The sequence below is a fragment of the Lactobacillus sp. ESL0684 genome (genome assembly GCF_029392675.1).
Classification (GTDB): domain Bacteria; phylum Bacillota; class Bacilli; order Lactobacillales; family Lactobacillaceae; genus Lactobacillus.
The window spans coordinates 431,185-444,413 of the sequence record NZ_CP113941.1 but is presented as its reverse complement, the minus strand read 5'-3'; the positions used below and the strand labels follow the sequence as shown (position 1 = coordinate 444,413).

Below are 13,229 nucleotides of genomic sequence, written 5' to 3'. Positions count from 1 at the left end.
TATAGAAATATACGAATAAAAGTTTAACACAAATTTCACTAATGCTCTAATATTTTAAATTTTTTTACCATTTTTTTGATATACATAATAATTAATCATATTTTGATTGCATTCCTGATTATGGTATGTTTGCTCAATAAATACTGGTTCTCCATCAGCATAAATCGTTAAGCAGTATGGCCGAAGCACGTTAGGAATCCCTTTTTGGGCAAACTTTTTCTTACTTTTAACATGCTGACCGTTTCGTAATCTTAACTTAGTTCCAGCTGCAAGTGACCCAGCATAAAAAGTTACCTGATCTGGAGCCAAAAAGCAATCTAATAGAGTGAAAGCTCTCGGCTCTTTAGTAACCAAAAATTGACGATCCAAAAAGTTAAAAGCATGATTTAAGCTAATTGCATTAATTTCCACAGGCTGTGGCAAGTTATCTTTAACCAAATAAAAATAATCTTGATAATTAATCAATTTAAAGTTAGCCAAGTTTTCGTTTACTCGCCTTTGAAACGTCTGCCAAATAAAATTCTGCCAATAACTAGTTTGCTCAGATACAGATAAAGTGCTAAGTACTTTACTAGGCAAACGATAGGAACACCCCAAAAATTCTTGGGGCTTAGGAAGATGCTCAAAATTGCGTTCAGTAATTTTACTCAATACTTCCATTTGTCTGCTAAAGCGTACCGCATTTGTACCAACTTGCGCATTTTCTTGTTTTAACAGTGGGATGATGTGATGACGAATCCGATTTCGTAAAACGTCGTCCTCATCATTAGTTATGTCTTTGACAAAAGTAATTTTTTTATCTTGGACATAATCTAATAATTGTCCTTTTTTTACAGTCAATAAGGGCCTTAATAAAGTAGTTTCTTCCCTTTTAGTAACTGCCTTTAAACTATTCATTTCATTAGGATTACCTGAACGAATAAACTTCAAGATAATATTTTCTAGCAGATCATCATTATGATGAGCAGTTAATAGATAGTCGCCATGCTCCTGACGCATTACCTTTAGTAAAAAGTCATAACGATACTGACGTGCCGCAGCTTCAATCCCAACTTTAGGATGAGCAGACTTAGGCCAATAACCATTAACTTGCTTAATTGGTTTATCTTGGCAATATTCAGCAATGATTCTTGCTTCTTGCAGTGAATCTTTTCGCAACTGGTGATCTAAATGAGCGGCGATTAACTGCAGTTGATAGCGTTCCTGAATTGTATTTAATAAATCTAGTAAAGCCATAGAATCGGGGCCACCACTGACGGCTACAACTAAAGTTTTACCAGTTAACGCCAAATGGTTTTGTTTAAAAAATGCATCAATCTGCATACTTCACCAAATCCGCTGTTAATTTTGCAGTTTCACTTTTAGCAGCACTGAGTGTCTCAGTCAAAACAGTCTGAAAATCTGCTGGCTTAGTAGACGAAAATGGATTAGTTGGATCAAGCAATTCAGGATCATTAACCCGCATTTTAGATAATGCTAGCTTACCATGGTGATTATGTAACACAACCACTCGAATTGTTTGCCCAACTTGATAATTATGACTTTCACGCAGCCAATTATTACCAAAGTCACTATGATGAATCAACCCAGTTTGATGATCAGCTATAGTGATAAAAATCCCTAGTTTAGTAATATTATTAATCTTGCCAGTAAGTCTTTGTCCCACTTGATATTTCATTATTTATTGCTTTTTCCATCTGGAATATTATAAATCGTTTCATTTGGCTTGGAATACAAAAATTTGAATCGCACCAATTTCGCTACATAATCTGGGTCTTTTAGGTCATCACGTTTAGTCGATAGTGCCCGTTTCTCATGATTAATTTGCTTTAAAGACTTTTTAGTAGTTTCAACTTGCTGATTGATTCTAACCGTTTTAGCATGAGTAATTGCTATCTGCACACCTAAAACCAAGAATAGAATTGCAAAAATGGCCGCAATCCGATTCCGCCGATTGCGATGAACTTCTTTTGCTCGTTTTTCTTGTTGACGCTTTAAACGCGCTGCTCGCTCTTGTGGGCTGAGTGAATTATAAATACGTGGTCCCTTCATCATGATTATCCTCTATCACTAAAACAATTTAATTCATTATAGCAAGGCCAACTATAAAAGTCATTAAGTCTAGCTACTAATTAATCTAGCAATTCATATAATTCACTTGCTTCAGCTTTTTTAGTAGTTTCCCTAATTGCACACACTTTAGCCTTAACTTGTCTTGAACCATAGCCAACTTCAATTATGTCACCTATTTGGACATCGTAACTTGATTTAACAACTCGATCATTAACCTTAATTCTTCCTTGATCGGCCATTTCTTTAGCAATGGGTCTTCTCTTAACTAACCGAGAAACCTTTAAAAATTTATCAATTCTCATTTTAAACCTCACTTTATCTTTGAATAATATCACTTGCTGCCGTTAAAAACGTTGTCAACTCATTAACTAACAAGCGATCATTACACTTTGCTGGTAATTCAAGTAAAACTAACAGTGATTTTTGCGGATCCAATGTGATTTTTGCTTTAAGTGAAACATGTTCAAGTGCCTTAAACACATTAGGTCCCTCAAGCTGGCGACTTGCAGATTCAGTAAATTTAACCTGAACTTTCAAATCAGTACGGCTAATACCTACCACCTGAGCTAAATCTGCCATAATTTTTAAACTCGAGATTGCCAATAAATTCTCAACTGGTACCGGATAATCGCCAAAACGATCTATCAATTCATCTTGAATTTGAATCAGCTCATCAGAATCAGCAGCCTTGATTTTTTTATAAAATTCAATTTTTTCTTCCTGATCACCGATATAAGTATCTGGAATATATGCTTCCAATCCCAAATCAAGCTCAGCATTGGTTTTCTTAACAACCTTCTTACCCTTACGTTGTTTGATTGCATCACCTAACATCTGAGAATACAAATCATAACCAACGCTATCAATAAAGCCATGCTGCTGAGCACCTAGCATGTTCCCGGCACCGCGAATTGACAAGTCCCGCATAGCAATTTTAAAGCCTGACCCCAACTCAGTAAAATCTCTGATGGCATCAAGCCGTTTTTCACCAATTTCAGTCAAAACTTTATTAGGCTGATATAAGAAATAAGCATACGCTAATCGTGCACTACGACCAATTCGGCCCCGCAATTGGTAAAGCTGACTTAATCCATAACGATCCGCATCTTCAATAATCATTGTATTCACATTCGGCATGTCAATGCCTGTTTCAATAATCGTAGTCGTTACCAAAATATCAAACTCACGATTTAAAAATCGATATAAGGTATCTTCCATTTGGGTTTGACTCATTCGACCATGAACGCTGGCAATTCTGGCCGTTGGAATCAAGTCCTGCAATTGATTGACTACCTCATCAATATCGCCAATTCGATTATGCAGATAAAAAACTTGTCCCTGCCGCTGCATTTCTCGCAAACATGCATCTTTAACTACACTAGGGAGCTGTTCCATAACATAGGTTTGGATCGGATAACGATTTGAGGGTGGAGTTTCCATTACCGACAAATCCCGCACACCAACCATTGACATGTGCAGCGTACGCGGAATTGGCGTCGCGGTTAAAGTAAGCACATCAATATTAGCTTTTAATTCTTTTAACTTTTCTTTATGTTTAACCCCAAACCGCTGTTCTTCATCGACAATTAGTAAACCTAGATTTTTAAAATGAACGTCTTGTGAAAGTAAACGATGCGTACCTACAACTAAATCAATTTTACCAGTTTTTAACCCAGCAATAATTTTTCTAGATTCAGCAGGAGTTTGAAAGCGTGACAACATAGCAAAGTTAACTGGAAAGTCCTTAAAACGATCCTGAATAGTTTCGTAATGCTGCTGAGCCAAAATTGTGGTTGGCACTAAAAAGGCAACTTGTTTATTATTTTCAATTGCCTTAAAGGCTGCTCTTAAAGCCACCTCAGTTTTACCAAAACCAACATCACCTACTAATAACCGATCCATCGGCTTAGACTGTTCCATGTCATGTTTAATTTCCTTAATTGATCGTAATTGATCAGGGGTTTCAACATAAGGAAAAGCCGCTTCAAATTTATCTTGTAATTCATCGTCCTTTGCAAAAGCAAAACCTGTTTCAGACTCACGTTTAGCATACAAATCAATTAAATCATCGGCAATATCTTCAACTTTAGCTTGAACTTTGCGCTTAGTCTTAGCCCATTCGCTGCCACCAAGTTTGCTAATATGGGGATGCTTGCCTTCGGAAGTAACATATTTTTGAACTAGGCTAAGCTGATCAGCTGGCACAAATAATTGATCACCTTTTTGATAAGTAATCGTAATATAGTCACGCTTGACGCCATTATTTTCTAGGGTCTGAATCCCCTCAAAACGACCAATCCCGTGATTAACATGAACCACATAGTCTCCCGGTTTTAATTCAGTATAATTACGTAATCTTTGGGCATTCTCGAGTGTGGGGATCCGCTTTTTATGATGAGTTGTCTTGTTAAATAACTCATGCTCAGTTAAATAAATTAGGTTGCTGGTAGGTAAATTAAAGCCGCTGCCAAAACCACCAACTGTAATTTGGGTTTGCCCTAAAATTAAGTCTTCTGGTGCAACAATTGGTGCAGCTACATCAAAATCTGCCAAAGTCTGACTAATCTGATTAGCTCGTTTTTCATTGTCAGCTTGTAAAATCACAGTTTGTCCACTTTTTTGGTAAGATTCAAGTTCAGTCTTAAGCAAAGGCATTTGACTAAAAAACTGTTCTGGCTCACGGGTTTTCCAATCAAACAATTGACCTAGTCTAATTCGCCCCATGCTGCGCTGAAATAGTGAAAAATATATGCGATGATGAACATCTTTTGTCCATAATTCGTTAAAATTAGCACGCAACTCTTGGCCAGGAAGCATACCTCCAGCTTTTAACTCATCATCAATAAAGCCAGCATTCTGTTGATCAACCGTTTTAATTGCTTGATCAATCAACGGCCAATCATCGACCAAAATCTGACCATCCTTTGCCAAATAATCTAACAAGCTACTAGACTCTTCAAGCAAAAAATCAATTAAAAAAGCATAATTTTGTGGTAAAGTTTGATTCTTTAACTCATCAAGAGTTTGAGCAAAGTGTTCTTTAATTGCCGCTTCAGAAGCTGGTGCCGACTCCATAGCTGCCAAGATTGCGTCTGCTGCACGCATAAAATCTTCGGTCGTAAAAATTCGATCCTGCGCCGCACCAATTACCACTTGCTCCAATGTTTTTTGACTGCGTTGGGTTGCTAGATCAAATACTTTAATCGTATCAATTTCGTCACCAAAGAATTCCATTCGGATTGGATTTTCTTGATCAAGTGGATAAATGTCAAGAATATCTCCTCTTAATGCAAATTCACCCGGTTTAGCAACCAAATTTTCTCTAATATAACCAGAATTTACCAACCAGTTAGTCAAATTAGTCAAGTCAGCTTCTACACCTGGAGCAAACTCGCGCCTAGCATTAGCAAAATCCTCTGGTGCTGATAGCTGATATTGCAAACCCTGCGGTGTAGTGACGACTATTCCCAGCTTTTTACTCAACAAAAAATTAAGCGCCTGAATCCGATCGCTTAACTCGTCAGGCGAACTGACCGCTGTCTGTGTAGCAATAGTAGCATCAACTGGAAAATTATAAACTGTGTTATTCGGCAAAATCGCACTTAACTCACTAAATAGCTTTTGCGCCTTATTTTCATTTTCTTCAATCAAGATTAAGGGTTGCTGCAACTGCTGCAGCAATTCTACCAGCAGCAAACTAAAGGCACCAGCATTAGCCCCAGTTAACAGCGAATTTTTTACTTTAGTTGTTTTAGCAATAAAATTTGTTAAACTTTGATCTTGTTCCAGTATATTTGTTAAACGCATATTAATTATATTTATTCATCAAAAATTGACTACTTTTACCCGCAATAAAATCAGCAATAATCTCACTGCTCGTAGCGAATGCAGCAGTCATTTGAGTTTGTTGCTGACTAGTAAATGGTGACAAAACCCAAGAAATAACGCTTTCCTTAGTAGCGTTATCTGGATGACGAATACCAATTTTTAGCCGATTAAAATCACTACTACCCAAATCGCTAATAATGCTTTTGATACCGTTATGACCACCAGACTTGCCGTTAGCCCGAATCCTAATTTTGCCAAGCGCCATGTCCATATCATCATGAATAACTAAAATATCTTGCGGAGCAACTTTAAAAAAATGGGCTACCTGGGCAACTGAACGTCCAGAATCATTCATGTAGGTTTGTGGTTCAAGTAAAATAACATCTTCGCCAGCTATTTTCTGTTTAGTGTATTTCCCCTCAAACTTTTCACGTTCTAATTGTAAAGCATTATTATTTAAATAATAATCAAGTGCCATAAAACCGGTATTATGCTTTGTTCCATCATATTTTTTCCCTGGATTACCCAAGCCTGCAATAATTTTCATTAAAAAATCCCCTTATTTTTTATCGTATTAATGATAGCATACTTATCGACATTTGATTTTGAAATTGCTATCCTTTAACTTTTAGTCATAACTAACTATTTAGTTAGATTCCGACATAAAGTCCAACTTTAATATATTTTTATTTTAATATTTGTTTAATCGCAAAGCTTTCTATGCTATAATTACTTAGATTATTTTTTCAATGGAGGTAATTTCGTGCTTATTAAATCCTTGGTTATCAAAAAAGATTACCTAACAACAGTTAATGAACATGCTACGCTTGAAGAAGCGCTAAAAATTCTTGAAGATTCCGGTTTTCGGTGTGTGCCAATTTTAGATGATACTGGAACAATCTTTCGTGGTAACATTTACAAAATGCATATTTATCGCCATAAATCACAGGGCAAGGATATGAGTTTACCAGTTACCGAATTACTCAAAAATGCTACTAAAACTATTAAAGTCAATTCACCATTTTTTAAAGTTTTCTTCACAATCAGGGATTTACCTTACATCTCAGTTTTAGATGAGAGCGGTAAATTCTATGGTATCTTAACCCACTCGCGTTTATTAGACATGCTATCAGATGCATGGAATATTAAAACTGGATCCTATGTTTTTACGGTCTTAACCAATAATGACCGTGGCAACTTGGTCAAAATGACAAAAATTATCAGTAAATATTCAAGTATTGCAGGAACCATGAGTTTAGACGCTGCTTCTGCAGAAAAAGGCAACCCTGTTCGCCGTATTTTGTTTACTTTACCCGCTGGTGTTAAAGAAGACACTTTAAGAGAAATCGTCAAACGCCTCGAACATAAGGGTTACGTTGTAGCTGAAATCGAAGATTTACAAGCCGGCATGACAATTATGAGCGATGAAAACCCCGGTATTTATTTAACCGATGATCAGAATTAATGAAGCTTAATTTCAAGATTAAAGCGTTGCTAACAATATGTTAACAACGCTTTTTTAGTCGTCTAGATAATATGTTCTTGGCAAACGCTGCGACAATGCACACGCAACCTCATAATGAATAGTCCCTAAATAATCAGCTGCGTGCTTCAAACTATTAGGAGCTTCGGGATCTTTTGATAACAAAATTACCTGGCTACCAACTGGCATTTCATGTGGCAAACGCACCATTAACTGATCCATGCAAACTCGACCAACAATCGGACAATAAGCGTCTCCAACCTGAATCTTAAATCCTTGAAACTTACGATTAAAACCATCAGCATATCCAATCGGGACAGTCCCAATAATTTGATCAGTCTCTGCTACATATGTTGAGCCATAACTAATTCCTTGACCTTGATGAACTGTGTGAACTTGGACAAGTTCGCTCTCAAATGATAATGCAGGTTTTAACTTTATTTCACTAGCTATATCCGGACTAGTAGGATTAGATGAAGGGTTTAAACCATACATTCCTATCCCAAATCTGACAATATCACTCTTAACCTGCTTATCAAAAATACTAGTCGCAGTATTAGCAACATGAATCCACTTAGGCTTAACTTTTAGCAGATTTTTAAAATGGGTAAAAGATTGCACCTGCTTATCAAAATAAGCACTATCTGCACTATCAGCTGAAGCAAAGTGAGTATACATTCCTTCAACAGTGAAATATTTATTGTTTAGTAAAAAGTCATTAGCAGCCACAAATTCTTCATCCGTATTAAACCCGATACGTCCCATACCAGAATCAATCGCTAAATGAATTTTTAATTGCAAATCTGTCCCGGCCAACCTAATTGCTGCTTGCTTTAACCAATCAAGATCCGGGACAGTTAACGAAATGCTATTGGCTGCTGCCAATTCGACGTACTGAGGTGACGTTACTCCCAAAACTAAAATTGGTAATACAATCCCCGCACGACGCAATTCTAAAGCTTCATCCAAAATTGCCACACAAAAGCCGCTTACTCCAGCCTTGACAGCTGTTTGAGCTACCCTAACAGCGCCATGACCATATGCATCTGCTTTAACTACCGCAAATAACTTCTGTTCCGGTGCCAAATGCCGCATTTCTTGTTCAAGATTTTGTTTGATTGCCCCTAAGTCGACTCGGACTAGCGCTGGGCGATGAATTCCTACTACCATTATTTCTCCAACACAACTAACGTAACAATTTCATGATTATCATGACTAATACTCGGAAAAATTTTCCCAGTAAACTTATTCGAAGTAGTAACAGGGTGGCCCAAATCATCCCAGAGTGTTTCTACATCCTGCAAGCCAACATGCTTTCCCAATCCCGTTCCTAATGCCTTAGAAAAAGACTCTTTGATTGAAAATCGTCCACCTAAATATTCAACCTTTCTTTTGCCATGTAGCCTTTGATACTGCGTAAATTCATCAGCAGTCAATACTTTTTGGGCAAAATTGTCGCCTTTAGCAACAATTTTTGCTACACGTGCTACCTCAATTACATCTATTCCAACGCCATAAATCATTATATTACCTCAATGAACAAATTATCATATAAAAAAAGAGTTGTATAGTAAAGACAACTCTTTTTGTAAATTTATTAATCTTTTTTATTTTTAATCACAAAGTTGTGACCACCGTGATGGCCACCACTATGACGATTGCGATCACCGCCGCGATAATTACCACGACTCCGATTCCGATCACCACTTCCACGGTAATTGCCATGACCGCCGCGTGAACGTCCACCGCGTCCGTGACCGCCGTTACCACCACGATGGCTACCTCTGCCACCACGATAAGGCAAAGGTTTTTCTGAACTAATTTTAACTTCAACATCAGATGAATCTTTTGATAAATTCTTCAAAAATGCTGAAACCAAATCAACAGCAGAATAATTATCTAATAACTCACTAGCATCCTTAGTATACTTTGATAAATCATCCTTCATCAAATCTGTTACTTTAGACTTAGCCACCTTTAATTGACCCTGTAAAGCCTGGTCATCAGTTGGTGGCATTAACGGTGTCATCTTTTTCTTGGTTAACTGCTCGATTGTCTTCATATAACCAATTTCATTTGGTGTAACAAAAGTAATTGAGTTACCATTTTGTCCTGCACGACCAGTACGACCAATACGGTGAACATAAGAATCAGGATCTTGTGGAATATCGTAATTGTAAACGTGCGTTACACCAGAAATATCTAGTCCACGTGCCGCAACATCAGTTGCCACTAAAATATCTAATTTACCAGCTCGGAATTTCTTTAAAACACTCATTCTCCGTGCTTGAGTCAAATCACCATGAATACCGGCAGCATTATAACCGCGTGCCTGCAATCCGCGAGTCACTTCATCAACGCGACGCTTAGTCCTTACAAAGACAACCGCTAAATCTGGACTTTCGACATCGAACAGGCGACACATAATATCAAATTTTTCAGAGTCTTTTGACCGGACAAAATATTGATCAATCAAATCAGCAGTTAATTCCTTAGCCTTGATTCTAACGATTTCTGGATCCGTCATAAACTTTTCACTAATTCGCAAAATCGGCTTAGGCATAGTAGCACTGAATAGTAAGGTTTGCTTACGATTCTTGACATAACCAAGAATGCTTTCAATATCTTGGATAAAGCCCATATCAAGCATTTCATCAGCTTCGTCAAGCACAATCGTGCTAACATCTTCAAGACTAATAGTCTTGCGCTTTAAATGATCAAGCAACCGCCCTGGTGTGCCCACCAAGATTGCTGGTACATGGCTCTTGAGTGAACGAATTTGGCGACCGATATCTGCCCCACCATAAACAACTTGCACACGTGCATTTTCATCACGGCCTAAACGGAAAAGTTCTTCTTGTGTTTGAATTGCTAATTCACGCGTCGGTTCGATTATCAAAGCCTGAATTGTCTTATGTTGTTTTTCCAGGTTTTGTAAAATCGGTAAAGCAAAAGCAGCAGTTTTACCAGTACCAGTTTGAGCTTGACCAATTACATCCTTACCTGCTAATGCAAGTGGAATAGTCTGCTCCTGAATTGGTGTTGCTTCCTCAAAGCCCGAACGTTTAATTGCCTTCAGCAATTCATCATTTAATCCTAATTCCGAAAATTTCACTAAATTCTCCTTATCTAAGCCGCTCTAATACTTTTTCAAGGTGCATTCCATGCGACCCCTTTAAAACGACAATGTCATGCGGCTTAATATCGCTTTTTAGATCAGCAACCATGTGTTGCATTTGATCCTCTTTATAATAATGTAAATATTCTGGCGCGTACTTATCTTTTAGCGCAGTTGCAAGATAACCCATTTGCGTGCCAAATAAATATACTTCGTTAATCACTCTGGGGTCAAGACTATCGGCCAGGTCAGCATGCAAAGCAGCTGAGTTTTCTCCTAATTCAAGCATATCACCTAAAACAGCAATTCGCCGGCTACCAACTGGTACTTGAATTTGACCAAAACTAGTCAATACAGCTCGAACAGCAGTTGGATTGGAGTTATAGACATCACTCATAATGTCTTCGCCTACGTCGCCTTTTTCCCACTCCATCCGATTAGCAGTAGGAGTAAAACTAGCTAACGCCGTTGCAATCTCTTCATCACTTTCACCAAAATGACGACCAACACAAAGCGCTGCAACAGCATTCGCCACATTGTGCTTACCAATCATTGGAATGGTGAATTGATGCTCAGAATCATTTACGTTAAAGCTAGCATGGTGCTTATAAGTTCTAAAACTAGTTGCAAAAACCGTATCATCCTTATTAAAACCAAAAGTTACTTGTTCTTGCCCAACATGCTCACTGCGCTGGCGCAACAATGGTTCATCCCCATTATAGATGAGTACGCCATCTTCACGCAAGAAATCAGTAATCTCCATTTTAGCGTCTGCAATTTTTGCCCTAGAACCTAAAAATTCAATGTGCGCTTCACCAATCATAGTAATAACTGTCACATCGGGATGCGTTAATTCGCTTAAGTGATGTAGTTGACCAGCGTGATCCATACCCATTTCCAAGACTAAAATTTCAGTATTAGGCTTCATTTCTAAAATGGTCATTGGTACACCAATCTCATTATTGAAATTACCCTCAGTTTTATGGACGTTAAATCTTTTAGCTAAAACCGCAGCCGTCATATCTTTGGTGGTTGTCTTACCATTTGATCCTGTAATACCAATAACGGTTGGATTAACCTTTTCTAGATAATATTGCGCTAACTTTTGCATACTCAATAACGGATCGTCAACCTCAATAACTGCTATTTTATCAGGTTTATTGGGATGACCTTTTTGCCATAAAGTAGCAACTGCCCCATTATTAATCGCGCTATTAATGAAGTCATGACCGTCTCTTTGTCCTTCAAGTGGAACAAATAAACCACCAGCTGCAATTTTTCTTGAGTCAAAAGCAACAGAAGTAACAATAATTTGTTCGTCGCCTTCACAAGTTGCATTTATTGCCTTGGCAATTTCTGCCAGTTGCATTTTCATTTGAGTTTTCTCCTGTAAAAAGAAATTTCACATAGCAATCATTACACTTATTCTTGACTTAGTATAACAATTAAGTTTCACATAAAAAAGCAGTCCCAATGGGACTGCTTGCACCAGATCAAAGGTATTACTTGCTGCTTGTATTGAAGTCCTTGCCGTATTTCTTGTTGAACTTCTCAATTCGACCATCTGCTTGAGCAAACTTCTGCTTGCCTGTGTAGAATGGATGTGAATCAGAAGTAATTTCAACCCGAACTAATGGGTAAGTCTTACCTTCGTAATCAACTGTTTCATCTGGTTTTAAAGTTGAACCTGCAAGGAACTTAGCACCTGTGGCTGAGTCCATGAAGACAACTTCTTGATAATCTGGATGAATGCCTTGTTTCATGTTTATTACTCCTTTGCCATGACTCTATCTCAAGTCATAGATTAATCGATTAACGTTAACTACCTTAACATTTTTAGAAGCAAATTTCAAGATTTATTATATTTTTCATTAGTCTAGGACAATATCACTAGGCTTTATTTCTTTACCAAAGTATGGTTTTAATTCTTGATTATAGTCATTAATAAAGAATTGCCGCTTGTTTAACTTAGCTAGATCCTTATTTACCCAATTTAACAACGACTTATTACCCTTTTTAACCGCTGGTGAAATAAATTGCTGTGGCCCAATATTCTTAATGCCAACTGTATAATTTGGATTATGCTTTACCCAAGCATATAAATAAGAATTGTCGTCAGCCAAAGCAGCTGCACGTTTATTCTTGATTGCATTAAACTGTTGTGTCTTAGAATCAAACTTCAGCAAGTCAACGCCTTTTTGTTTAGTAAAGTAATTTTCAGCAGTTGTACCTTTGGTTACAATTAAGTTCTTACCTTTTAATTGGCTAGCCTTAGTCACTGGATTTTTCTTAGGTGAAATAACCCCGACTGATACTTTCATATAAGGCTTAGCAAAATCCACAACTTCTTTACGTTCAGGTGTAACTGTAAAGTTAGCCAAGACTAGATCTGCCTTATTAGCATTCAGCGTATCTACTCGGTTATTAGCGTTGACTTGAACAAATTTAACTTTCACCCCCATATCTTTAGCTAATTGGCGAGCTAAACGAACATCATAGCCAACCCGTTTGCCATGATCATTAACCCAACCATAGGGCGGCAAATCGCCAAAGACAGCTACTTTTAATGTTCCGCGTTTTTTAATTGCACTCACACTGCTATCATTAGCAGCAGAATTATTGCTACTAGATGACTTAATTCCGAAAAAGGCAGCAATTGCAATCACAACTACTACCAAAACACCAATCACAATATTTCTAGTCTTATGTGTCTTCATCATTTCTCCT

General features: G+C 37.5%; 13 protein-coding genes. 1 reads left to right on the top strand and 12 read right to left on the bottom strand.

The window, feature by feature from the left end:
- Positions 1-54: 54 nt before the first annotated feature.
- The 6 genes from tilS to pth form a co-directional block, all read right to left on the bottom strand.
- Positions 55-1,323 (bottom strand): tRNA lysidine(34) synthetase TilS, encoded by a 1,269-nt coding sequence (gene tilS, locus OZX56_RS02125; protein ID WP_277140015.1) that lies wholly within the window; start codon positions 1,321-1,323, stop codon positions 55-57.
- Positions 1,313-1,681 carry a S1 RNA-binding domain-containing protein gene (locus OZX56_RS02120; RefSeq protein ID WP_277140339.1) on the bottom strand — a complete coding sequence of 123 codons (369 nt, stop codon included), beginning with the start codon at positions 1,679-1,681 and terminating at the stop codon, positions 1,313-1,315. The genes tilS and OZX56_RS02120 overlap by 11 nt, the downstream gene beginning before the upstream one ends.
- Entirely contained in the window at positions 1,678-2,055 is a 378-nt protein-coding gene (locus OZX56_RS02115) for a septum formation initiator family protein (RefSeq protein WP_277126890.1), read from the bottom strand. The genes OZX56_RS02120 and OZX56_RS02115 overlap by 4 nt, the downstream gene beginning before the upstream one ends.
- Before the next feature lie 77 nt (positions 2,056-2,132).
- A complete protein-coding gene (locus OZX56_RS02110) occupies positions 2,133-2,375 on the bottom strand; it encodes an RNA-binding S4 domain-containing protein (protein WP_277126891.1) in 243 nt (80 codons plus the stop codon).
- A 13-nt stretch (positions 2,376-2,388) separates the two neighbouring features.
- Positions 2,389-5,880, bottom strand: a complete 3,492-nt coding sequence (mfd, locus tag OZX56_RS02105; RefSeq protein WP_277140014.1) for a transcription-repair coupling factor — start codon at positions 5,878-5,880, stop codon at positions 2,389-2,391.
- A 1-nt stretch (position 5,881) separates the two neighbouring features.
- Positions 5,882-6,448, bottom strand: coding sequence for an aminoacyl-tRNA hydrolase (gene pth / locus OZX56_RS02100; protein WP_277140013.1), 567 nt, complete (start codon positions 6,446-6,448; stop codon positions 5,882-5,884).
- 216 nt (positions 6,449-6,664) lie between these two features.
- On the opposite strand from pth, the gene cbpA reads away from it, so the two are divergent.
- A complete protein-coding gene (gene cbpA / locus OZX56_RS02095; RefSeq protein ID WP_277140012.1) occupies positions 6,665-7,366 on the top strand; it encodes a cyclic di-AMP binding protein CbpA in 702 nt (233 codons plus the stop codon).
- A 54-nt stretch (positions 7,367-7,420) separates the two neighbouring features.
- Here cbpA and alr read toward each other — a convergent pair whose 3' ends face one another.
- The 6 genes from alr to OZX56_RS02065 form a co-directional block, all read right to left on the bottom strand.
- A complete protein-coding gene (alr, locus tag OZX56_RS02090; RefSeq protein ID WP_277140011.1) occupies positions 7,421-8,554 on the bottom strand; it encodes an alanine racemase in 1,134 nt (377 codons plus the stop codon).
- The gene (gene acpS / locus OZX56_RS02085) at positions 8,554-8,907 is read right to left on the bottom strand and encodes a holo-ACP synthase (RefSeq protein ID WP_277140010.1); all 354 of its coding nucleotides are present in this window, start codon (positions 8,905-8,907) and stop codon (positions 8,554-8,556) included. Before acpS ends, alr begins: the two co-directional genes overlap by 1 nt.
- Before the next feature lie 74 nt (positions 8,908-8,981).
- Complete coding sequence (locus OZX56_RS02080; protein ID WP_277140009.1) at positions 8,982-10,499, bottom strand: DEAD/DEAH box helicase; 1,518 nt, start codon at positions 10,497-10,499, stop codon at positions 8,982-8,984.
- A 10-nt stretch (positions 10,500-10,509) separates the two neighbouring features.
- The gene (gene murF / locus OZX56_RS02075) at positions 10,510-11,877 is read right to left on the bottom strand and encodes a UDP-N-acetylmuramoyl-tripeptide--D-alanyl-D-alanine ligase (RefSeq protein ID WP_277126898.1); all 1,368 of its coding nucleotides are present in this window, start codon (positions 11,875-11,877) and stop codon (positions 10,510-10,512) included.
- A gap of 127 nt (positions 11,878-12,004) precedes the next feature.
- On the bottom strand, positions 12,005-12,265 hold the full coding sequence (locus OZX56_RS02070; protein ID WP_277126899.1) for a type B 50S ribosomal protein L31: 261 nt from the start codon (positions 12,263-12,265) through the stop codon (positions 12,005-12,007).
- A 108-nt stretch (positions 12,266-12,373) separates the two neighbouring features.
- A complete protein-coding gene (locus OZX56_RS02065; protein WP_277140008.1) occupies positions 12,374-13,219 on the bottom strand; it encodes a transporter substrate-binding domain-containing protein in 846 nt (281 codons plus the stop codon).
- Positions 13,220-13,229: the final 10 nt, after the last annotated feature.